Source organism: Streptomyces sp. NPDC085946, assembly GCF_044540485.1.
Lineage (GTDB): Bacteria > Actinomycetota > Actinomycetes > Streptomycetales > Streptomycetaceae > Streptomyces.
This window is the reverse complement of record NZ_JBITSF010000015.1, coordinates 108,627-131,255: the sequence shown is the minus strand read 5'-3', so window position 1 is coordinate 131,255 and position 22,629 is coordinate 108,627. Positions and strand designations below refer to the sequence as shown.

The 22,629-nt window shown below is 74.3% G+C and carries 17 protein-coding genes and 1 pseudogene; 8 read left to right on the top strand and 10 right to left on the bottom strand.

The features are described from left to right. Positions 1-7: 7 nt before the first annotated feature. Positions 8-1,312, bottom strand: a complete 1,305-nt coding sequence (locus ACIF8T_RS27005) for an ABC transporter substrate-binding protein (protein ID WP_400038696.1) — start codon at positions 1,310-1,312, stop codon at positions 8-10. 137 nt (positions 1,313-1,449) lie between these two features. Between ACIF8T_RS27005 and ACIF8T_RS27000 the strand changes: the two genes are divergently transcribed. Beyond that, positions 1,450-2,472 carry a LacI family DNA-binding transcriptional regulator gene (locus tag ACIF8T_RS27000; RefSeq protein WP_400038695.1) on the top strand — a complete coding sequence of 341 codons (1,023 nt, stop codon included), beginning with the start codon at positions 1,450-1,452 and terminating at the stop codon, positions 2,470-2,472. 902 nt (positions 2,473-3,374) lie between these two features. Beyond that, positions 3,375-4,049 (top strand): esterase/lipase family protein, encoded by a 675-nt coding sequence (locus ACIF8T_RS26995; protein WP_400038694.1) that lies wholly within the window; start codon positions 3,375-3,377, stop codon positions 4,047-4,049. A 66-nt stretch (positions 4,050-4,115) separates the two neighbouring features. On the opposite strand, the gene ACIF8T_RS26990 is transcribed toward ACIF8T_RS26995, so the two are convergent. After that, complete coding sequence (locus tag ACIF8T_RS26990; RefSeq protein ID WP_400038693.1) at positions 4,116-4,937, bottom strand: oxygenase MpaB family protein; 822 nt, start codon at positions 4,935-4,937, stop codon at positions 4,116-4,118. Positions 4,938-6,022: 1,085 nt separating this feature from the next. Next, positions 6,023-6,364, bottom strand: coding sequence for a hypothetical protein (locus tag ACIF8T_RS26985; protein WP_400038692.1), 342 nt, complete (start codon positions 6,362-6,364; stop codon positions 6,023-6,025). A 415-nt stretch (positions 6,365-6,779) separates the two neighbouring features. Here ACIF8T_RS26985 and ACIF8T_RS26980 point away from each other — a divergent pair, with 415 nt between their 5' ends. Beyond that, entirely contained in the window at positions 6,780-9,569 is a 2,790-nt protein-coding gene (locus tag ACIF8T_RS26980) for a SpoIIE family protein phosphatase (protein ID WP_400038691.1), read from the top strand. A 99-nt stretch (positions 9,570-9,668) separates the two neighbouring features. Further along, positions 9,669-10,465 (top strand): annotated as a pseudogene (locus ACIF8T_RS26975) (VOC family protein). Positions 10,466-10,591: 126 nt separating this feature from the next. Here the strand turns inward: ACIF8T_RS26975 and ACIF8T_RS26970 are convergent. Next, a complete protein-coding gene (locus ACIF8T_RS26970) occupies positions 10,592-11,191 on the bottom strand; it encodes a TetR-like C-terminal domain-containing protein (RefSeq protein WP_400038690.1) in 600 nt (199 codons plus the stop codon). A 99-nt stretch (positions 11,192-11,290) separates the two neighbouring features. Here ACIF8T_RS26970 and ACIF8T_RS26965 point away from each other — a divergent pair, with 99 nt between their 5' ends. Beyond that, entirely contained in the window at positions 11,291-12,304 is a 1,014-nt protein-coding gene (locus ACIF8T_RS26965) for a zinc-binding dehydrogenase (protein WP_400038689.1), read from the top strand. 28 nt (positions 12,305-12,332) lie between these two features. On the opposite strand, the gene ACIF8T_RS26960 is transcribed toward ACIF8T_RS26965, so the two are convergent. From ACIF8T_RS26960 to ACIF8T_RS26950, 3 genes are all read right to left on the bottom strand, one after another. After that, positions 12,333-13,673: an MFS transporter gene (locus ACIF8T_RS26960; protein ID WP_400038688.1), complete on the bottom strand. Its 1,341-nt coding sequence runs from the start codon at positions 13,671-13,673 to the stop codon at positions 12,333-12,335. Positions 13,674-13,981: 308 nt separating this feature from the next. Next, positions 13,982-15,490, bottom strand: coding sequence for a glycerol kinase GlpK (gene glpK / locus ACIF8T_RS26955; protein ID WP_400038687.1), 1,509 nt, complete (start codon positions 15,488-15,490; stop codon positions 13,982-13,984). Between the two features lie 41 nt (positions 15,491-15,531). Beyond that, positions 15,532-16,299, bottom strand: a complete 768-nt coding sequence (locus ACIF8T_RS26950; RefSeq protein ID WP_400038686.1) for an IclR family transcriptional regulator — start codon at positions 16,297-16,299, stop codon at positions 15,532-15,534. A gap of 196 nt (positions 16,300-16,495) precedes the next feature. Between ACIF8T_RS26950 and ACIF8T_RS26945 the strand changes: the two genes are divergently transcribed. Continuing rightward, positions 16,496-16,921: an ATP-binding protein gene (locus ACIF8T_RS26945; protein WP_400038685.1), complete on the top strand. Its 426-nt coding sequence runs from the start codon at positions 16,496-16,498 to the stop codon at positions 16,919-16,921. A 321-nt stretch (positions 16,922-17,242) separates the two neighbouring features. Here ACIF8T_RS26945 and ACIF8T_RS26940 read toward each other — a convergent pair whose 3' ends face one another. The 3 genes from ACIF8T_RS26940 to ACIF8T_RS26930 all read right to left on the bottom strand — a co-directional run bounded on the left by ACIF8T_RS26940 (position 17,243) and on the right by ACIF8T_RS26930 (position 20,762). Beyond that, complete coding sequence (locus tag ACIF8T_RS26940) at positions 17,243-17,482, bottom strand: hypothetical protein (protein ID WP_400038684.1); 240 nt, start codon at positions 17,480-17,482, stop codon at positions 17,243-17,245. A gap of 84 nt (positions 17,483-17,566) precedes the next feature. Then, a complete protein-coding gene (locus tag ACIF8T_RS26935) occupies positions 17,567-19,627 on the bottom strand; it encodes a discoidin domain-containing protein (protein ID WP_400038784.1) in 2,061 nt (686 codons plus the stop codon). A 247-nt stretch (positions 19,628-19,874) separates the two neighbouring features. Beyond that, positions 19,875-20,762, bottom strand: a complete 888-nt coding sequence (locus tag ACIF8T_RS26930; protein ID WP_400038683.1) for an alpha/beta fold hydrolase — start codon at positions 20,760-20,762, stop codon at positions 19,875-19,877. A gap of 209 nt (positions 20,763-20,971) precedes the next feature. On the opposite strand from ACIF8T_RS26930, the gene ACIF8T_RS26925 reads away from it, so the two are divergent. Beyond that, complete coding sequence (locus tag ACIF8T_RS26925; RefSeq protein WP_400038682.1) at positions 20,972-21,667, top strand: GAF and ANTAR domain-containing protein; 696 nt, start codon at positions 20,972-20,974, stop codon at positions 21,665-21,667. A gap of 453 nt (positions 21,668-22,120) precedes the next feature. Continuing rightward, positions 22,121-22,594 carry an ATP-binding protein gene (locus ACIF8T_RS26920; protein ID WP_400038681.1) on the top strand — a complete coding sequence of 158 codons (474 nt, stop codon included), beginning with the start codon at positions 22,121-22,123 and terminating at the stop codon, positions 22,592-22,594. Positions 22,595-22,629 lie beyond the last annotated feature (35 nt).

The window sequence follows — 22,629 nt, the reverse complement described above, 5'->3', positions numbered from 1 at the left end:
GAGAGGTTCACTCGGTCGGGAGGGCCTGCATGGCCTTGATGAAGCCGTCCGCGTCCAGCTGTCCGTTGAAGAACTGCTGCACGGCCTGCTGGATCGGGGTGATGGCGGAGGGCGGGTACGCCTGGTCCCACGACAGCTGGAACGACGGGGCCTTCTTCACCAGCTCGTACTGGAAGCGGGAGTACTCGGGGCTGGCCGCGGTGTCGAGGAACTGCGGCGTGTTGGTGGTGGTCGGCAGGTTGCCGATGGCCATCTGCGCCTTGACGAACTCGTCGGAGTACATCAGCTTCAGGAACTCCGCGACGGCCTCCGGGTGCTTGGTCTTCTTCAGCACCGAGTAGAAGTTGTTGGTGTTGCCGACGATGTTGGCCGCGTCGCCCTTGCCGCCTTCGACGGTGGGGAAGGTGGTGTAGCCGAGGCCCTCGGCGGCGAACTCCTTGGCGTCCTCCTGCTGCTGGGCGTAGTACCAGGACCCCATCAGCTCGAAGCCGGCCTTGCCCCGGGCCAGCAGGGCGGGCGAGGCGCCGTTGGTGTACTTGACCGAGTCGAACTTGGTGCCGAAGGCGCCGGCGTCGATGAGCTCGCGGAGCATCCCCAGCGCCTTCTTGCTCTCGGCGCTCTCCCAGGCCTCCTTGTCGCCCTCCAGGGCCTTCTGGAAGAGCTCCGGCCCGGCGACCCGGTCGTAGACGTACTCCAGCCACATCAGGGTCGGCCACCGGTCGCCGCCGCCCAGGGAGATCGGGGTGACCCCTTCCGCCTTGAGCTTGCCGACCACGTCGAGCAGGTCGTCCCAGGTCTTCGGCGGCTTCACACCGGCCTTGTCCAGCACCTCCTTGTTGTGGAAGAGCAGGATCGGCTGGGTGCCGCGCATCGGGACGCCGTAGGGCTTGCCGTCGACGACCGCGCTGTTGAACACGGACGGCAGGAACTTGTTCTCCAGGTCCGGGTTGTCCTTGATGAAGCCGTCCAGGGGCTGGAGCAGGCCGGCCTTGACGAACGGCTTGATGCTTCCTCCGCCCCAGTTGAAGAACACGTCCGGGGCCTGCGGCGTGTTGATGATCGTCTGGAGCTTCTGCTGGTAGTCGGCGCCGGGGATGGTGTCCAGCACCGCCTTGACGTCCGAGGTCTTGTTGAACGTCTCGACGATCTGCTTCTCGACCTTGTTGCTGGCATCCCCGTAGACGAGGATGTGGATCTTCCCGTCGTCCGCCGAGCCGCCCCCGCCGCCCCCGCCGCACGCCGACAGGCTCACCGTCAGGGCGAGGGTCGCTCCGCAGGCGAGCAGTCTGGGCCAACGCGCACGTGTCTTCATCGTCCCGCCTTTCGAAAGTTTCGGCGTCATCGCCGAAATAACTCGCGTCGGACAGTAGGATCAATCGCGGGTTCGGGTCAACAGTCGTGCATGCATGCGTCGAAACCGTTACCAGGGCCGTGCCCTATCCTTCGGTCATGCGCGAAAAAGACGAGGTGGGCGGCAAGGTCACACTGGCCGCAGTGGCGAGGGAGGCAGGTGTCTCGCTGTCGACAGTTTCGAAGGCCCTGAACGCACATTCGGACATCTCCAGCGCGACCCGCACCCGGATCGAGCAGCTGCTCGAAGCGCACGGCTACCGCCGCCGGCCCAAGGCGACGGCCCGCGCCCCGATGATCGAGCTGGTCTTCCACGAACTGGAGAGCATCTGGGCGATGGAGCTCATCCGGGGCGTGGAGAACGTCGCCAAGGAGCACCGGGCGACGGTGGCGCTCACCGAGTGCGGCACCCGCCACGCCCCGGGTCCCGACTGGGTCGAGGGGGTGCTGCGGCGCCGCCCGCTGGGCGTGGTGCTGGTCTTCTCCACGCTGCCGGAGGAGGTCAAGAAGCAGCTGCGGCTGCGCTCCATCCCCTTCGTCATCGTCGATCCGGCCGGCGACCCGGACCCGGACGTCCCCTCGGTCGGCTCCGCCAACTGGTCCGGCGGTCTGGCGGCCACCCGTCATCTCATCGAGCACCGGCACGAGCGCATCGCGATCATCACCGGGCCCGAGGACATGATGTGCTCCCTCGCCCGCCTCGACGGCTACCGCTCGGCGATGTCCATGGCGGGCCTGGAGGTCGACCCGCGCCTGGTCCGCTTCGGCGACTTCCACGTGCAGGGCGGTTTCGCGCACGCCATGGACCTGCTGCGCAGCCCCGACCGGCCGACCGCCGTCTTCGCCGGCAGCGACCTGCAGGCGCTCGGCGTGCTGGAGGCGGCCCGCCGGTGCGGGCTGAGCGTGCCGGAGGACCTGTCGGTGGTCGGGTACGACGACGTCCCGCTCGCCCAGTGGTCGAGCCCGGCCCTCACCACCGTCCACCAACCGCTGCGCACGATGGCCGAGGAGGCGGCCCGGATGCTGCTGGGCCCGGGCCACCCCGGCGCGGCCGCCCTGCGCATGGAACTGGCCACCCACCTCGTGGTGCGGAACAGCACGGGTCCCGTGCCCGGCGGGTGACCGGGACGGCGGCGAGCCGCCGTCGGAGAGCTGTCGCGCCCGGGGGCGAGGGGGGCTGGCCGTGCCCGGGGCCGAGGAGCCCTTGCCTCGCCCGGGTCCCGGCGGACGCCAAGCGCGCCGGGGGCCCGAGGACGCTGCCCCGTGCCCGGAGGCCGAGGGACGCCGAGCGCGCACGAGCACCGGTCGGGGCCTGTGACGCGCGCGTCCCGGGGGACATTCAGCGCGCTTTGATGCCAAGGGACGCTGCCCTGCCGGAGACCGAAGGGCGCTCGGCACACCCTGGACCTGAGGGGTGCTCAGTGCACCCGCTTCCGAGGGGACACTCAGTACGCCTTGATGCCGAAAGACGCTGCCCTGCCGGAGACCGAAGGACGCTCGGCGCGCCCGAGACACGGGGACACTCGGCGCGCCTTGATGCCGAAGGGCGCTGCCCTGCCCGAGGTCCGAAAGGCACTCGGCGCACCCAAGGCCCGAGGATGCTCGGTGCGCCCGAGGCTCGGGGACACTCAGCGCGCCTCATGCCGAAGGGCGTTCGGCGCTCCCGGGGCCCGAGGGGTGCTCAGTGTGCCCAGGTGCAGGTCGGGGCCTGTCGTGGCCGGTGTCAGGGCGGGCCGTCGGGTCGTCCGTGCCGGCGGGCGGACGGCCGGATCGCCGAGAAACCTGGTGCACGCCCCTTGACCAGCCGTTGCTACCGGCCAGTAGGCTCACGCCACCCCTCGACAGCACCGGTGTCCTCCCCCTGCGGGCCGCGGCCGACCGGCCCCTCGGCGCGCCCCGCGCGCCCGCAGACACCGCTCCCGCGACCCGGGCAGCGCGCACGCAGTCCCCTCTCCCCGTCCGAACGCGCCGTCGAGCGCGTTCCCCCACCCCGTTCAGTGAGGCCCCGCGTGAAGAGATCCCTCGTGTCCGCAGCCCTCGTCGCCGCCGGCGCCCTCCTCGCCGCCCAGGCGTCGGGCCCCGCCCAGGCGTCGGGCAGTTCCCGTTTCGCTCCCGGCAGCCACCCCGTCCTGTTCGTGCACGGCTACAGCGGCAGCGCCGCCAACTGGAACACCATGGCCGACCGCTTCCGTGCCGACGGCTGGCCGTCCTCCCACCTCGACCAGTGGGGCTACGACTCGCGCCAGTCCAACACCACGACCGCCCAGCAGCTCTCCGCCGAAGTGGACCGGCTCCTGGCGGCCACCGGCGCCACGCAGGTCGACGTCGTCACCCACTCCATGGGCGGGCTCTCCTCGCGCCACTACCTGAAGAACCTCGGCGGAGCCGCGAAGGTCGACGCCTGGGTGTCGCTCGGCGGCCCCAACCACGGCACCGACAGCGCCGACAACTGCTTCGACACGTCCTGCACGGAGATGCGCATCGGCTCCGGCTTCCTCACCGCCCTGAACTCCGGCGACGAGACACCCGGCTCCCCCCGTTACGCGACCTGGTGGTCGCCGTGCGACACGGTGATCAATCCGGACAGTTCCGTTCCGCTGTCCGGTGCGGCCAACACCCGGACCTCCTGCCTGACCCACATGGGCCTGCTCTCCGACGCCACCGTCTACGCCCAGACCCGCGACACGATCAACCGCTGACGCGTCCCCGGACCGCCCCGGCGCCCCTGCCGCCACGAGCCCCGGCTCACCGCCACGAGTCCCGGCTCACCGTCGCGCCGCGCGGGCGCGCCGGGCCACGGGCAGGTAGCGGAGGCGCTCGGGCAGCAGGGGGACGACCGTGCGCACCACGCCGCCCAGGCGCCGCAGCCGGCGTTCGTCCCGTGCCGTCCAGGTCAGTCCCAGGCGGTCACGGGCGATCGGCGGGAGCAGGCCGACGGTGACGAAGACGCGCAGCCGGGCCAGCAGCGGCCAGAGCCGGCGCAGGACGGTGCCCGAGCCGGGCGGCGGGGGGACGGGGCGGCGCGGGTCGAGCAGTTCCCCGGCCACCGCCGTCCGCTCCAGTTCGTGCTCGACCATCGCCTCGAAGTAGGTCCAGAACTCCTCGGGGGTCGGTGGCATGTCGCGCTCGTGGATGCCGAGGATGGCGCCCAGGCGGAGCAGTTCGCCGTAGAGGCGGCGCTCCTCCCGCGGGGTCAGGGGCCGGGACAGGTAGCGGGCCGACCGCAGGAACACCGGGTAGGCGGTGGCGTGCACCCAGGCGTAGTGGGCCGGGGTGAGCGCGTGGTAGGCGCGGCCGCGGGTGTCGGTGCCGCTGATGGTCCTGTGCAGGCGGCGCAGCCGCCGTCCCTCCTCGAGCGCCGCCTCCCCGCCGTAGACCCAGAGCTGGAGGCTCTCGAGGGAGCGCGCCGCGCGTCCCCAGGGGTCGGTACGGAAGACGGAGTGCTCGTCGACGCCCGCGCCGACCGCCGGGTGGGCGACCTGGAGGACGAGGGCGGCGGGCAGGGAGAGGAGCAGCCGCACGTCGCCCGCGATGTCCCACAGGATGCTGCCCGGGGCGAAGGGGACCGGTTCGGTCACGGCCTTCATGGCACCACGCTCCCGGAGGCCGGCGGGTGGCGGGACCGGCGCCCGGCCCGTCGGTGGCGGGGCGGGCGACGGCGAGGGGCGCCCGTGATGCGCGGCGGGGCGGCACGGGCGTCATCGGCGGCCGGACCGGGCGCGCGAAGCGGCGCGGGGCGCGTTCCCGGCGCCGGGCCCTTCCATGATGCCCGCGCCGGACCCGGCCCGGAACCGCACGACGTCGATCGGCTCCGGCGCCGACGCGCCGGCCGCCCGGCGGCCCGGTCCCGACCGCCCGCGGTGAGCAGCGGCGGCAGGCTCCCCGTCCACCGCCGGGCGTGGACCGCGCCCGGGCTCGGCGGGCAGCCGCTCGCCGCACTCCCCGTACTCGACGCACTCCCGTACTCGACACACTGCCGGGACTCGACGCGTTCCTGGTACTCGACGCACCCCGGTACTCGACGCGCTGCCGGTACTCGACCTGTTCCCAGCGCTCGACGCACTCCCGGTGCTCGACGCGCTGCCGGGCTACCTGTGCGGCCTCCTCGACGACCGTCTGCCGCTCCACCGGCGGCAGCGGAGGACGGCCGGACGGTGCCGCGAGGTTCCCGTACGCGCGGCACGCCGAAGGGCTGCCCCGGGCGGACCTGGCACACCGTGGCGGCGACGTCCGCCGGGTCGGCACGGGGCAGGGGTGGACGTGCGAGGGGCGGTGGCCGGGCAGGCAAAGGCCCCGCACGCGCTCCGGATGTGCGCGTACGGCAAGGTGGCCGATGTGCTCGACGTGCGGCAGCGGCTCCACCGTCCGGCGCGAGCGGTGCCGGTCATGTGCCGGCGCGTGGCCGGCCGGTACCGCGCGGTGTCCGCCGGCCGCGGGGGAGGTGGCCGGGCGTCACGTACGGCTCGGCCTCGGCGCGGTCTGCTGTGTGGCGACAAGCACGGGCACGGTCGGGACGGGCACGGGTGCGGGCCCCGGCACGGCGGTCAGGAGGACGGCAGGGGTCCCCGGTGATCCGCCGGGCGGCGGCCGGCCGGCGGCGCGGCGGCCAGGACTGCGCGGGAGCCGGGGCGGACCGGCGGGTCCGCTTCGGCACCCGGTCTCCGGCCGCCGGTCACGCCGCGCGCACCCGAGGAGGGACCGGGCGCACGGACGCGGCGGGGGCGCGGTGCGCCGGCCGGATCCGGTAGGTCGTCTTGGCCGGATCGACGACGGGGTCGCCGAGCACGATCCGGCCCGCCGCGTGCAGCGCGTCGCACTCGTCGGTGGGCAGGGCCACGTAGCAGCTGCCCCGGCCGGTGGACGGGTCGAGCGGCTGCCAGTAGCTGTATCTGCGGCGGCCGCCCGCGTGCACGGTGAGGAAGACCGGGGTGCGGGAGTCGGAGATGAGACGGACGAGGTCGGAGCCCACGGAGCTGAGCGCGGTGCCCGTCCGGCTGCGGTGCGGCAGAATCATCGTCAGTCCTCCCCCTCTGTGCCCCGCGGGACGCCGATGCCCGCGGCCCGTTTCCCCGCTGCCCGTATCTCCTCGGCCCGCACCTCCTCGGCCGGTGTCCGCGTCGCCCCGATCGGGCGCGCGGAGCGGGTGACGGCGAGGGCCCGTGCCGGGCCGGAGGTGGGCTGCATCGACGGAGGCCTTTCTGGAGACGGGCGTTGTGGATCGCCTACCCCCAGCGGGCCAGGATGATCTCACTGTTGTCGCATTGTTCCGCACGGCACTGACAATGGGGCCCCGCGCGCGTTTCCGCCAGGCGGCGCGAGCGGTTCGCCGGAACCGGACCGGACCGGGCCGGCCTTTCGGCCGCGGCGGGCGCGCAGGGGCGCGGGCACACCGGTCGCCCCTGCGGGAGCCCTGGTGTTAGAAATGGGACATGATCGGACGTTACCGCCGATCCCGGACAGAAGGGGTACCGCCCCCGGGTGAACGGCGGCCCGATGATCCGTTCCGGCGTCCGGAGTCCGCGCGGCGGTCCCCCGGGCACCACTTCTCGCCCTCCCTGAGCGTCCGCACGCTCGCCACGCAGGTCTTCCTGCTCCAGGTCCTGATCATGCTGGTCCTCGTCGCGGCGGCGGTCGCCGCCCTGGTGGTGCAGGGGCGGTACGAGGGCGAGCGCAACGCCCGCAACCGTTGCCTGGCCGCGGCGGAGGGGTTCGCCCACGCGCCCGGCACGGTGGCCGCGCTGCGGTCGCCGGACCCCACGGCCCGGCTCCGGGGGGTCGCCGAGGCGGTGCGGCGCGGGGCCGGCGTCGACTTCGTCACCGTGCTGGACGAGCGGGGGGTGCGGCTCGCCGACTCCGATCCCGCCCTGATCGGCACGAGGGCGGAGGGCGTCGGCCGGGCGGCCCGCGGGGAGGCGTTCACCGAGACGTTCCAGGGCGAGCCGGCCGACGCCGTGCGCGCGGTCGTCCCCGTCACGGACGCCCGGGGGCAGGTGGTCGGCATGGTCGGTGCCGGGATCCAGTACGAGACCTTCGGGCACGTCCTGAACGAGCAGGTGCCGGTGATGCTGGGCTCGGCGGCGGTGGCGCTCGCGCTGGCGACCGGCGGCACGGCCCTGGTCAGCCGGCGGCTGCGGCGGCAGACCCACGGCCTGGGCCCGGCGGAGATGACCCGGATGTTCGAGCACCACCACGCCGTGCTGCACGCGGTGCGCGAGGGAGTCCTGATCATCGGTGCCGACGGACGGCTGCTGCTCGCCAACGACGAGGCGCGCCGGCTGCTGGACCTGCCGGAGGACGCCGACCACCGGCCGGTCGCGGACCTGGGGCTGGGACCGGCCCTGACGCGACTGCTGGTCTCCGCCGAGGCCGTCTCCGACGAGGTGCTCCCGGCCGGTGAGCGGCTGCTGGCGGTCAACATCCGGCTCACCGCCCCCTACGGCGGCGAGCAGGGCCTCGTGGCGACCTTCCGGGACACCACGGAGCTGCGGGCCCTGTCGGGCCAGGCCGAGGTGGCGCGGGCACGGCTGACCCTGCTGTACGAGGCGGGGGTGCGGATCGGTACCACGCTCGACGTGCGGCGCACCGCGGAGGAGCTCGCCGAGGTCGCCGTCCCGCGCATGGCGGACTTCGTCACCGTGGAGCTGCTGGACTCCGTGCTGCGCGGCGAGGAACCCACGGGCGCCGTGCGGCGGATGCGGCGCACCGCGCTGAGCGAGGCCCGGGCCGGGCACCCCCTGCAGCCGGTGGGAGACCTGATCCAGTTCCTCGTGGCGGACACCCCGATGGTGGCGGCGCTGGAGCGCGGCAAGGCCGTGCGCGTGCCGGACCTGCACACCGCGCACGACTGGCGGGCCCACGATCCGGAGGGGGCGCGGCAGGCCCTCGACTACGGCATCCACTCGCTGATCACGGTGCCGCTGCGGGCCCGTGCCGTGGTCCTCGGCATGGTCAACTTCTGGCGGGGTCCCGGCTCCCCCGCCTTCGAGGACGAGGACGTCGCGGTCGCCGAGGAGCTGGTGGCCCGGGCCGCCGTCGCCATCGACAACGCGCGCCGCTACTCCCGCGAGCACGCCATGGCCGTGACGCTGCAGCGCAGTCTGCTGCCCCGGGACCTGCCGGACCAGGACGCGCTGGAGGTCGCCTGGCGCTACCTGCCCGCGCAGGCCGGCGTGGGCGGCGACTGGTTCGACGTCATCCCCCTGCCCGGCTTCCGGGTCGCGCTGGTGGTCGGCGACGTCGTGGGGCACGGCCTGCACGCCGCGGTGACCATGGGCAGGCTGCGCACCGCGGTCCTGAACTTCTCCTCGCTGGACCTCCCGCCGGACGAACTGCTCGGCCGTCTCGACGAGATGGTGACGCTGCTGGACACGCAGACGGCCCACCCGCACAGCGACGGCGCCCCCGTTACGGGCGCCACCTGCCTGTACGCGATCTACGACCCGGTCACCGGGCACTGCGCCCTGTCCCGCGCCGGGCACGTCGCACCGGCCGTGGTGGATCCCGGGGGCGGGGTGTCCTTCCCCGACCTGCCCCTGTCGCCGCCGCTGGGCGTGGGCGGGCACCCCTTCGAGGCCGGCGAGCTGGACCTGCCCGAGGGCAGCCGGCTGGTCCTGTTCACCGACGGCCTGGTCGAGGACCGCAGGAGGGACATCGACCAGGGGCTGGAGATGCTCCGGTCGGTCGTCGCCCCTACGGGGCAGACGCCGGAGGAGACCTGTCGCGCCCTCATGGAGACGATGCTGCCCGCGCACCCGCACGACGACGTGGCGCTGCTGGTCGCCCGGACGCGGCTGCTCGACCCGTCCCGGGTGGCGGTGTGGGACGTGCCGTTCGACGTGACGGCCGTCTCCCGGGTCCGTACCGAGGTGAGCCGGTGCCTGGACGACTGGGGGCTCGGCGGGTCGGCCTTCACCACGGAACTCGTCCTCAGCGAACTGCTCACCAACGCGATCCGCTACGGCGCCCCGCCGGTGCGGGTCAGGATGCTGCTGGGCCGCACCCTGGTCTGCGAGGTCTCGGACGGCAGCAACACCTCGCCCCGGCTGCGGCGCGCCGCCTCCACCGACGAGGGGGGCCGCGGCCTGTTCCTCGTCTCGCAGTTCGCCGACCGCTGGGGCACGCGGTACGTGGCGCGGGGCAAGGTGATCTGGGCGGAGCAGGCCCTGGGCCGCGCCGGGGAGGCGGACCTGGCCGCGCTGATCGACGAGATGGCGTGGTGACGGGCGGGACGGCCTCCCCCGGGTCCCGGCCGCCGGGCGATTGTCAGTGGCCGGTGCAACGCTGAGGTCACAGCGGAGGATCTGCGAAAGGAAATCGCCGTGATCACCACCGACTACGTCCCCGGTTCCCCCTGTTGGCTGGACCTGGGCACCCCCGACGTCCCGGCCGCCGCGGCCTTCTACGGCGCGGTGTTCGGCTGGGACTACGAGTCCATGGGCGACGGGGAGGACATGGAAGGCGGGATGTTCCGCAAGGACGGCAAGATCGTCGCCGGGCTCGGCAGGCTCACCGAGGAGGGCGCCCGTTCGGCCTGGATGATCTACTACAGCGTCGCCGACGCGGACGCCACGACCCGGGCCGTGGAGGGCGCGGGGGGCTCGGTGCGGGTGGCGCCGATGGATCTCGACGACTGGGGCCGGATGGCGCAGTACAGCGATCCGCTGGGAGGCCAGTTCGCGGTCTGGCAGCCGGGCAGGAGCAAGGGCCTCGACCTGGTCGACGCGCCGGGCTCGCTGTCCTGGACGGAGCTCTACACGAGCGACGCGGCGGCCGCGAAGGAGTTCTACGGGATGTCCTCGACTGGCGGTTCAGCGACATGGTGCTGCCGGACGGCGGGGGGACGTACACCCTGATCACCCCTCAGGGGCAGCCCGAGGAGCGCATGCACGGCGGCCTGATGCAGCTGTCCCGGGAGCACCTGGCCCTCGCGGACGGGCGGCCCTACTGGCACCCGGTGTTCGCCGTGGAGGACTGCGACGCCGCGGTCGCCAGGATCACCGAGAACGGCGGCAGCACGCAGATGGGGCCCGAGGACGCGCCGGGCGTCGGCCGGCTCGCCGTGTGCCTCGACCCGGCGAACGCGGACTTCGTCGTGCTCACCCCCGCGGAGGGCTGAGGCCGGGGCCCGCGCGCCGGGGCCCGGGCCCGCCGGGCACCGACGCGGGGCTCGTGATCGCGGCCGACGGCGGCCGGCCGTCGCCCCGGCGGTCCCGTGACGCGCCGGAGCCCCGCGGAGGGCGCGTCAGCGTGCCGGTCCCGGCCGGGGCCGGGCCCCGTCGAGGGTGAGGGCGACCAGGCCCTGGACGAGGGACTCGTCCAGGGGTGCCCCGCTGAGCAGCAGGCGGGTGAACAGCGGTCCGCTGACGGCCTCGATCACGAGCCCCGCGTCGGTGTCCGGCGCCAGTTCGCCCCGTTCGATCCCGCGGCGGACCATGACGACGGCCCGTTCGAGGCGGTCCCGCCAGTAGGGGACGCGCCGGTCGCCGAGCACGGCGTCCCGCTCGGCGCTCAACCGGAGCAGGGCCTCGCCCTGGGCCGTGCCCAGCAGCCGGACCAGGGAGGTGAAGAACCGCACCAGGTCGTCGGCCACCCGCCCGGTGTCGGGGAGCGGCAGGGCGGCGTCCAGTTCCGTGGTGAGGGCGTCGAGGACCAGGTTCTCGCGGGTCTTCCAGCGGCGGTACACGGACGTCTCGTGCACTCCGGCGGCCCGGGCGACGGCGGCGACCGTCGTCCCGGCCAGACCGTCCGTCGACAGCAGTTCCACGGTCGCGGCGAGCACGGCCCGCCGCATGGGCTCCCCGCGACGGCGCAGGGGAGGCACGGCGGGCTCGGAGGAGGTCATGGCAGCAGCCTAAAGCAACTCGACTTGCGTTGGGTGTACGGTGCAACGCAAGGCGACCTGCGTTGTGGGCGGGCCGCCGCCGCGCCGAGGAGGTCGTCCATGGAGCAGATGCTCGCCGCCCGCCTGCACGTGCCCAGCCGCACGCTGCGCGTCGAGGAGGTGCCCCGGCCGCAGCCCGGCCCGGGGCAGGTGCTGGTGAAGGTCGCGGCGGCCGGGGTGTGCCTGTCCGACGTACACCTGATCGACGGGACCCTGACGCCCCTGTTCCTGCGGGACGAGACCGTGACGCTCGGCCACGAGGTGTCCGGCACGGTCGCCGAGGTCGGCGACGGCGTCACCGCGTGGAAGGGCGGCGAGCGCGTGGTGCTGTACGCGGGCGAGGTGCGGGACGGCGTCACGTACACCCGGGGCGTCGACTACGACGGCGGCTGGGCGGAGTACGCCCTGTCCTCGGCGGACGCCCTGACCACGCTGCCGGACGCCGTCCCGTTCGAGCAGGGCGCGATCATCCCGGACGCCGTGTCCACGCCGTGGGGCGCGATCACCGCGACCGGCGCGGTCCGGCCCGCGGAGGCGGTCGGGGTGTGGGGCGTGGGCGGGCTCGGCGTGCACGCGGTGCAGCTGCTGCGCGCCGTGGGCGCCTGCCCCGTCGTGGCCGTCGACCCGAACCCGGTGGCGCGCGAGCGGGCCCGGGCCGCCGGAGCGGACCTCGTGCTGGACTCGGCCGACCCCGGCCTGGCGGCGGCCGTCGGCGGTGTGACCGGCGGGGCGGGACTGGCCGCGGCCTTCGACTTCGCCGGGGTGCCGGCCGTCCGCGAGCAGGCGCTCTCCGTCCTCGCCCCGAAGGGCCGGCTGGTACTGGTCGGTCTGACCGACCGGCCGCTGCACGTCGCCGACGGCACCCGCTTCAGCTACCTCCAGCAGCGGATCCTCGGCCACTACGGCTCGGACATGCCGGTCGCCCTCCCGCAGCTGCTCACCCTGATCCGGGGCGGGCGGCTGGACTTCTCCGGCTCCGTCAGCGGCGTGCTGCCGCTCGCGCGGGCGGCCGACGCCGTCGAACGGCTGGAGAACAAGGAGGGCGACCCGGTCCGTCTGATCCTGCGCCCCTGACCGCCGGGGCGGCCGGGGGCGCGGGCGGTCAGTCCGCCGTCGCGGCGAGCGCCGCCGGGTGGCCCGTGGCCGGTCGGCGCCGGGCGCGTCCGGCCAGCGGCACCAGGGTGATCGCGACCGCGCCGAGGACGGCCGCCACCGCGAAGGTGGTGAAGCCGAGCCCGGCGTTGCCGCCCGCGATGACCATGCCGCCGAGCCACGGGCCGACGACCGCGCCCGTGCGGCCCACGCCGGTCACCCAGCCCAGGCCGGTCGCCCGCTCGGCGGGCGCGTAGACCCGGGCGGTGGCCGCGTAGACCATGACCTGGGCGCTGAACAGCCAGACACCGGTGACGAAGACGACGGCGTACGCCACGCCCAGCGGGAGTTCGGCGCGCAGCAGGTAGGCGCCGACGGCGGTCAGCAGGAACCAGATCGCCGAGACCCGGACCGGGCCGAACCGGTCGGCGGTGCGGCCGGCGATCAGCATGCCGAGGATGCCGCCCGCGTTGATCACCATCAGGAAGGTGACGGAGGAGGAGAGGGAGTAGCCGGAGGCGCGCATCAGTTCCGGCAGCCAGGTGGAGACGCCGTAGACGAGGAGCAGGCCGGCGAAGGAGGCGATCCACAGCAGCGGGGTGGCCCAGCGGGTGCCCGGCGCGAACAGGGCGCCGATCGCGCTCAGGCGGCCCTTGGCGCCGGCCTCGGGTGCCCGGTCGGCGCCGGGGCGGTCCAGTCCGTAGCGGTCGGCGACCGCGTACGCCTGCTCGGCGCGGCCCTTGGCGTACAGCACGCCCGGCGACTCCGGCAGCCACTTCAGCACCAGCGGCACGGCGATGACGGCCGGCAGCACGCCCGCCCAGAAGACCCAGCGCCAGCCGTGCTCGGGGGCCACGGCCAGGCCGATGCCCGTGGCCGCCATGCCGCCCGCGTGGTACGACGTCATCATCAGGCCGGTGGCCAGCGCGGCCCGGCGCGGCGGCGCGAACTCGGCGACGATGGCCAGCCCGATCGGCATCAGCCCGCCGAGCCCCAGTCCGGACAGGAACCGCCCGGCGCCGAACACGGCCGCCCCGGGAGCCACCGCGCACAGCGCCGACCCCAGCGAGAACAGCAGCACGCTGCCGGTGACCAGGGGCTTGCGGCCCAGCCAGTCGGTGAGGGTGCCGGCGGCCAGGGCGCCGATCAGCATGCCGAAGGTGGTCCAGCTGCCGACCGTGCCCGCCGTGCCGGGCGAGAAGCCCAGGCCGGGGTCGTCGAGCAGGTGCGGCATGACGGCGCCGTAGATGTTGACATCCATGCCGTCGAAGAAGACGGCCAGCCAGCACAGGGCGATGACGGGCGCGACGGTCCTGAAAGAGCGGCTCGGTGGGGACGCGGGGGCGCTCAAGGGTGGCTCACTTTCTCTCACGGCGTCGTGAAGAGCGGGTGACGGGGGCCGGCCGGGGCCCGGCCGGGAGGACCGGGGCGGCGCGGCCCTTCGGGGCGGCTCGTGGGCGGGGAGCGGCTGGACCCGCTCCTCCGACCGCGGGGTGTGTTCGTCCGGCGTGTTCGTCCGGCGTGTTCGTCCGGCGTGGTGGTCCGGCGTGCGTCCAGCGCGTTCGCCGTTGTGTTCGCTCAGTGAAAACTATTTCGCTGGACGCAAGGAGTCTCCGCACGGCGCGGGACGTTGTCAATGGGTGTGCGGCGGGGTCAGGGCTAGGCGGGCGGCCTGACCCACCCCAGCGACCGTTCGACGGCCCGTCGCCAGTTGTCGTACTCCGCCTCCCTGCGGTCCGGGTCCATCGCCGGCAGCCACTGGCCGGCCCGGTGCCAGTGGCGGCGCAGGACTTCGAGGTCCGGCCAGTAGCCGGCGGCCAGCCCGGCGGCGTAGGCGGCGCCCAGGGAGACGGTCTCGGCGACCATGGGCCGCACCACGGGCACGTCGAGCACGTCGGCGACGAACTGCATGAGCAGGTTGTCCGCCGTCATCCCGCCGTCCACCCGGAGCTGCTCCAGCGGCACCGGGAAGTCGGCGTTCATGGCGTCGACGACCTCCCGCGTCTGCCAGCCGGTGGCCTCCAGGACGGCCCGGGCCAGGTGGCCCTTGGTGATGTACGAGGTGAGGCCGACGATGACCCCGCGGGCGTCGCTGCGCCAGCGGGGCGCGAACAGGCCGGAGAACGCGGGGACGATGTAGCAGCCGCCGTTGTCCTCGACCGTCCGGGCGAGCGTCTCGATCTCGGGCGCGCTGCCGATCAGGCCGAGGCGGTCGCGGAACCACTGGACCAGGGAGCCGGTGACGGCGATCGACCCCTCCAGGGCATAGGCCGGGGGCCGCTCCCCGATCTTGTAGGCGACGGTGGTGAGGAGTCCGTGCCGGGACCGCACGACCTCGGGCCCGGTGTTCAGGAGCAGGAAGGCACCGGTCCCATACGTACACTTCGCCTCGCCCGGCGAGAAGCAGGTCTGGCCGAACAGGGCGGCCTGCTGGTCGCCGAGGGCGGCGGTGAGGGGGACGCCCGGCAGGACGGCGCGGGCGTCCCCGTAGTGCTCGGCGGAGGAGCGGATCTCGGGCAGCATCGGGCGGGGCACGCCGAAGAAGTCCAGCAGTTCCCCGTCCCAGGCCAGGGTGCGGGTGTTCATCAGCATGGTGCGGCTGGCGTTGGTGACGTCGGTGAGGTGCAGCCCGCCGTCCGCGCCCCCGGTGAGGTTCCACAGCAGCCAGCTCTCCACCGTGCCGAACAGCACCTCGCCGTCCCCGGCGCGCCGCTCCAGCCCGGGGACGTGGTCGAACAGCCAGCGGATCCGCAGGGCCGAGAAGTACGTCGAGGGCGGCAGGCTGCACCGTGCGAGGAAGAACGCGTCCCCGGGGTCGCGCCGCAGCTCCTCGACCATGGGCGCGGTGCGGGTGTCCTGCCAGACGATCGCCCTGCCGAGCGGGGCGCCGGTCCGCCGGTCCCAGAGCACCGTCGTCTCCCGCTGGTTGGCCAGACCGACGGCGGCCACCTGCTCGGCGCCGACGCCGACGGCGGACAGGGCCTCGGGGACGATGCGCCGCAGGTTGCGCCAGATCTCCACGGCGTCGTGCTCCACCCAGCCGGGCTTGGGGAAGTGCTGCTGGTGCTCCCGCTGGGCGACCGACACCAGCCGCCCCTGGTGGTCGAACAGGATGCAGCGGGTGGAGTTGGTGCCCTGATCGATGGACATTACGTACCGTTCGGTCATGACCCGGTCCGCCTTCCGATGGGGTGACGCCGGCGGGACGGCTACCAGCGAGCCGCGCCCAGGTCCCGGGAGATCGCCCGCGCGGCCTCCCGGAGCAGGGTGATCAGGCTCGGCCGGGGACGGCCCTGTCCGTCGCAGATCCGCTCGACCGGGCCGGACAGTCCGATGGCGCCGACCACGAGCCCTCCGTGGCCGCGGATCGGCGCGGCGACGCCGGCCTCGCCCATGCTCATCTCCTGCACCTCGGCGGCCCAGCCGAGTTCCCGGATCTCGGTGAGCGCCCGGGTCAGGTGCTCGGGGACGACGAGGGTGTGCCGGGTGTAGGTGTCCAGCCCGGCCTCCACGACCGGCTCCAGGGGCGCGGTCCCGTAGGCCAGCAGCACCTTGCCGAGCGAGGAGGCGTGCAGCGGCAGCAGCGCGCCCACGTCCAGGGTCTGCAGGGTGTCGTCCGGCCGGAACACGTGGTGGATCACCAGGACCCTGCCCTCCAGAGGGGTGCCCAGGCGGACCGCCTCCCCGCTGCGGGCGGCCAGGGCGTCGGCCCAGTTGATGGAGCGCGACCGCAGTTCGTTGACGTCGAGGTAGCTGGTGCCGAGGTGCAGCAGGGCGGCCCCGAGCTGGTACTTCCCCGTCGCCTCGTCCTGCTCGACGAAGTCCACGTGCTGGAGGGTGCGCAGGATGCCGTGGGCGGTGCCCTTCGCCAGCCCGAGCGAAGCCGCCACCTCGCCGAGTCCGAGCCGGCGGGGACCGCCGGCGAGCAACCGCAGGATCGCCGCCGCCCGTTCGATGGACTGGACAGGGCCGGCCATGATGCGAGCCTAGTACGCCAGGAGAGACCGGTATATGGCTATGGCCCCTTTCATCAGGGCAGGAGCCGGGGCGTTCGGTAATGCCGACCCATGTTCGTTGACCCGCTTTGCCCGGTTCCCTAGCGTGCGCAGTGGCCCCGGCACCGTGCGCTGAGGCCCGGCGTCCGGTCGGCAGCGCTCACCCAGGAGAGCAGAGATGACGGTAGAGCTCAACACGATGCCGCGGGAAGCGGTCGTGGACGTCTGTCCGCTGCCGCATTCCCCCGGCGCGGTCTCGGCCGTACGGCGCCGCGCGCGGGCGGTGCTCGCCGGCTGGGAGGTGTCGCCGCAGATCGTGGACGACTCGCTCCTGGTCGTCACCGAGCTGGTCACCAACGCGGTCGTGCACGCCCTGCCCCCGGCGTGGCTGCGGCTGTCGTGGAACGGGAGCGGGGGGACCGGCACGCTGCGCGTCGAGGTCTCGGACGCGGGACCCGCGCGCCGCGCCGGGCGGCCGCGGGCCGATGTCGACCCGGACGAGCACGGCCGCGGCGAGTGCATCGTCCGCGCGCTGGCGACGCGGTGCGGCCTGTTCGTCCACCCCGGCGGGATCACACGCTGGGCGGACCTCGTCGCGATGTGAGCGGGGCGGCCGCGCCGCGGACAGCGCGCCCACCGCCGCAAGGCAACCGCACCACCGCCGGACCACCCGCCGCCCCTCCCCTCGGCACAGGGCGGCCGCTCCACAGACAGCGCGCCCGCCACCCCAAGGCAACCGCACCACCATCGGACCGCCCGCCGCCCCTCCCCTCGGCACAGGGCGGCCGTCGCCGCAGGGGCGATCGCCCCGCCGTCAGCTCGTCCGCCGCCTCCGTCGGCGCGGCGGCGGCCTCGCCGCAGTCGGCCCGTGCCCGTCAGCGCAGGGGCGACGGCGCCGCCGGCACCCCTCGGTCTGCCCCGCGGGTCAGCTCTCGCCCGGGCCGGCTCCCCCGTCCTCCTCCCCCGGCTCGTCCGACGCCTCGACGCCCTCCAGGGGCTTGCCCGCCGTCGTGCCGCGCTCCGGCTGGTAGCCCTCCTTGGCGCTCGCCGTGCCGGGTACGGAGCGCTCGCGGGCCTGGCTCTCCCCGCCCGAGTGCGCGCCCGGCTCCTCGGGGCTGCGGGCCCGGTCGAAACGGTCCCCGCCCTGGTCCTTCTGGCCGGTCATGTCCGTCCCTCCGTCGACATCGGGGCTCCGCCGGGTTCCCCCGGCGGAGCCGCCGGAAACCGCCGGGACCCCGCGCGGGCGGGCTCAGCCGCCGTACACCCCGACCTCGCGGAGCGAGTACCCCCAGCCGGTGCCGCGTGCCACGCCCTGGACGCGCACGTACCGGGCGGTCGTGGCGGGGAAGACGGCCGTGTCGAGGCCGCCGTCGCCGGAGGTGGTGGACCAGGCGGTGCGCCAGGTCACGCCGTCGGCGGACAGCTCGACGCGGTACGCCTTCCCGTACGCGCGCTCCCAGTCGAGGGTGACGCGCCCGACCCGGTGCGCGGCGCCCAGGTCGATCCGCAGCCACTGGTCGTCGCTCCAGTGGCCGGCCCAGCGGGTGTCGCGCGCGCCGTCCACGGCCCGGCCGGGCGCGTAGCTGGTGAACGGGCTCCACTCCGTGGAGCTCGCGGTCGCGGCGGCGCCCGCCGCGAGGTCGGCCGCGGGCCGGTGCCGTTCGGACGCCCCCCAGGTGTCGAGGTAGGACTCGGCGCCCCGGAACAGGTCGTCGACCACGTCCTGGCCGCCGACCAGCCGGACGTCCTCGATCCAGTCGGGGACCAGACCGTAGTGGGCGGCTCCGTCGGTGTTCAGGTCCCAGGTGCGCTCGCCGGTGGTCTGCCGGTCGATGACGGAGCCGCCGTCGGTACTGCGGAAGGGGTACGTCACGGGGTTGCCGGTGTCGGCGCCGCGCGGGGCCGGCCAGCCGCCGACGCCGTTCATGTCGGTGCCGTAGCCGTAGCCCACGCCGTACTCGTCGCGCAGGGCGTCGGTGCGCTCCGCCTCCGCGGTGAACGCCTCGGAGCCGTGCATGTACTGGGCGACGAAGCCGCCGAGCCCGTAGACCCGCTCGGTCCAGTCCAGGTCCATCCAGCTGTGCGAGGACAGCACGCCCGGGTACGACTCGGCCTCGAAGAGGTCGAGCACCCGGCCGGTGGCCTTGACGCTCATGTGGTCGATCTCGACCATCATGTTGCGCTTCATCATGCCGCGCACGGCGTACTCGCCGAGTTCGGTGAGCCCGCGGACGTTGCACCGGGCGTCGGCGTCGTACGAGGGGACCGCCACGCCCGCCGGGAGCCTCTTCTCGGCCTCGGGGGCCGGGGCCAGGCCGATGGGGTTGTCGTGCTGCGGGCCGGCGCACCGCTCGGTCCTCCAGAAGGTGCCGGTGGAGAGGAACTGGCCGACGTTGACGGCCGTGCCGAGCGTGCCCTCGTCGAAGCGGACGCCGCACAGCGCGTTGTCGAACTTGTGGCAGAGGAACATGCTGCGCACGCCGAGCGCGTACAGCTCGTCCAGCCCCTCGTCGATGTCCTCCTCGTCGCACTGCGGGACGTCCAGGACCTGCTTGCAGCCGAACGGCTCGGAGGTCTCGACCCCCAGGACGACCGCCAGCTTGCCCTGCTCGATCACCTCGCGGGCCCGGGCGCTGTCCGTGACGATCCGGAACCAGCCCTTTCCGGTGCCGCCGTACATCCTGTCGACGTAGGCCTGCAGGTCGTAGGTGAGTTTCGCCTGGAGCCGGATCGACGTCATCTCGTCGCAGGAGCGGTCCTTGAAGAAGTACACCGAGCAGATCACGCCGTTGGTGACGAGGTCGTTGACGAGCACCCGCTGGCCGCCGCGCCAGGCGCGTTCCACCCAGGCGTAGTAGTTCTGCTGGTGGGTCAGGGAGTCGTGGGCGGGCCAGTCCCGGAAGGTGGGCCAGCCGACGGGGTCGTGCCTGCCGTCGCCGCCGTTGGTGAGGAAGTCGAAGACGGCCAGCGAGCCGTCGGGGTAGTGCTCGGGGCAGTCCTTGAGGGCGTCGGCGACGCCGGCCTCGGAGAAGGGCCTGCCGCAGATGAGCCGCCCGCCGAACGCCTCGTTGGCCATCAGGTGGTTGTGGGCGTCGACGAACCCGCGGACCTCGCCCCGGGCGTCGGTGCCCCGGAACGGCTCCCCGGTCACGTTGACCGCGGAGTCGGGCGCGGGCCGGGCGGTGGGGTTCCACCAGTCGGCCGCGGCCGCCGCGGAGCCCGGCGCGGGGCCGAGGGCCGCGGCCAGCACGAACAGCAGCAGTGACACGACGGAGAGGTTCCTGCGCCTGCGGTGGGGGTGGCGGGCCATGGTCACACTCACGTCCCTCGGTGGGCGGGGGCGCGGGCCGGCAATCGGGCCTCCGGGCCGGAATCCGGCCCGGAGGCCCGGATTGTCATGACCAGCGCAAGTTACCGACGAGGATCGTCACTGCCGGGGTCCGCGTCAAGGGTCCCCGGCCGTCCGGTGACGCACGGGAGGCGGAGGCGGCCGGCCCGCACCGGCCCCGCCCGGCCACCGGGCCCCGGAAGCGGGCAGCGGCCGCCCGGCCCGGCGCTCACGCCCCGCCCGGCACCCCCGCGCCCCGCCAGAACCCGGTCAGCGCCGCGGCCAGGGCACCGGGCGCCTCCTCGGCCATGTGGTGACCTGATGCGACCGGGCCGCCGGTCAGCGGTCCGCCCGCCCAGTCCCGCCACACGCCGAGGACGTCGCCGTACAGGTCGGCCATGTCGTCGCGGGTGGCCCACAGCACCTGCAGCGGGCAGCGGACGCGCCGCCCGGCCCGCCGGTCGGCGTCGTCGTGCGCGCGGTCGACGCCGAGGCCGGCCCGGTAGTCCTCGCACATCGCGTGCACGGTGGCCGGGTCGTGGACGGCCCGGCGGTAGTCCTCGTACGCCTCGGCGCCCATCGCCTCGGGGGTGCCCTCGTACCAGGCGTCCGGGTCGGCGTTGATGACGCGCTCGGCGGGCTTGTCGGTCTGCCCCAGGAAGAACCAGTGCCACCAGCTCGCGGCGAACGTCGCGTCGCAGCGCCGCAGCGCCTCCCCGACGGGCACGGCGTCCAGCACGCTCAGCGCGGTGACGGCCCGCGGGTGGTCCAGGGCGAGGCGGGTGGCGACGTACGCGCCGCGGTCGTGGCCGACGACGGCGAAGCGCTCGTGTCCGAGGCCGCGCATCACGGCCAGGCAGTCCGCGGCCATGGCGCGCTTGGAGTACGGGCGGTGCTCGTCGTCGGTGGGCGGTTTGTCGGACTCGCCGTAGCCCCGCAGGTCGGGGCAGACCACGGTGTGGCCGGCGGCGGCGAGCAGCGGCGCGACGCGGTGCCAGGTGGCGTGGGTGCGCGGATGGCCGTGCAGGAGCAGCACGGCCGGGCCGCTGCCGCCGTACCGCACCCGCAGGCGCACCCCGTCCCCGTCGCGTCGCGCCAGTTCGAAGCCGTGGAACACGTGACCCCCTGCATGTCGGCGTTGCCCCGCGCCTGCCCGGTATCACCCCGTTCATCCGGCCGCGCGGCCGGCGCGTTGCGCGGGCCCGCGCTTTGGGGGTAGACGAGCCGGAGATCGAGTAAAGGCTTTCGGCAGGGCCCGCGAGGTCCCGATACATACGTGGAAGGTGAGCGACGGTGCGCCGGCGCGAAGCGACCGATGTGGTCGACATGGTGGATTGGCTGCTCGACACCGACTCCTTGCAGGAGTTCCTGGAGCACCTGGTGGAGGACGCCCTCGCGGTCTGCGACGCGGACGGCTGCGGAGTCACCGTCCAGCGCCGGCGGCGTCCCCTGACGGTGGTCAGTACCGGCACCATGGCGGGCAAGCTGGACGAGAAGCAGTACGGGCTGGGCGACGGGCCCTGTCTCCAGGCCCTGCGCACGGGCGAGGTGGTGCACGTGCGCGACGTCCTGCGCGAGGAGCGGTGGAATTCCTACCCCGCCTACGCCGCCGCGCACGGCGTGCGTTCCTCGTTGTCGCTGCCCATCCCGGTGGGGACCCGGACCGCCGGCGCCCTCAACTTCTACGCCACCACCCCGGACGCCTTCACCGACCGGGACAGACTGCGGCTCGGGGAGTTCGCGGCGCAGGCCGGCGGCGGCTTCGCCCTGGCGCTGCGGCTGGCCGACGTGGAGGACTTCGCCCGCGACCTGCAGGCCGCCATGCTCTCCCGGAGCGTGATCGACCAGGCCATCGGGGCCGTCATGCAGCAGCGGCGCTGCTCGGCCGACGACGCCTTCGCCCTGCTGCGGGAGGTCTCCCAGGAGACGAACACCAAGCTGCGTGACGTGTGCGCCCGTCTCCTGACCGACATCTCGGGCCGGCCGCCCACCCCGCAGCCGCCGCTGCGGCCCCGCCCGTGACGGCGGGCCGCCGGGCGGGCCGGACACCGGAACCGCGCGGAACGGGCGGGCCGTGCGGGCCGTGTCCGCGGAAGACGTCCGCCCGGTCCTCGGAACGGCCCGGTGGTGGTGCGGAGATGAACGGACACGAGAGCCCGGCCGCACCGGCCCGCCGTGACGGCCGTTCCCCCGCGAGGGACTCGCCCGGGAGGTCGGACGACGGCCTACGGGTCCCGCGGGATCCGCGGCAGGTGTGCGTCCGCCGTCCGGTGCCGGGCCGGCGGAGGCGTCCCCGCCCGTCCGGGCGCCCGGCGCGGCCGGGACACGTGCGGCACGACGGGCCGCCCGCGGTCGTCCCGGAGCCCGGTCCGGAACGGCGGGGCGACCGGGGCGGGGTGATGTCACCGTGTTCCGTTACCTTGGGGCAGACGTGCCCGGGTGGGCCGTCGCTACGGGGAGGGCAGGGCTGACCGTATGGAGCAGGGAGCGGAGGGTGAGGGCCGGCAGTCGCTGGTGAACAGATCCGTGTCGTTGTCCCGGGCGTTCGAGGGCAGCGAGGGGATCGCCGCGGCGCGTGATCTCGCCCGCGCGTTCCTGACGCAGGTGCAGGCGGCCCACGGGCTCGCGGTGTCGGGCCGTGCGCTGGGCATGGTCCAGCTCGTGGTCAGCGAGCTGGTGACCAACGCCCGCAAGTACGCGCCGGGTCCGTGTCTGCTGACGCTGGAGATCGAGGACGGAGCGGTCCTGGTGAGCGTGTGGGACAGCAGCACGACCCTGCCCACGGTCCTGCCGGCCGACCCGGGGCGGATCGGGCAGCACGGCCTGGAGATCGTGAAGGCGGTCTGCCGGAGTCTCGTCGTCCACCGGGCCCCGGTGGGCAAACGCGTCACGGCGGCCGTCCCGCTGGACGACGAAACCGGCAGAGGGGCGGCCGGCCGCGGGCGCTGAGCGACCGCGGGCAGGGCGTCCGTGTCCGCGCACCG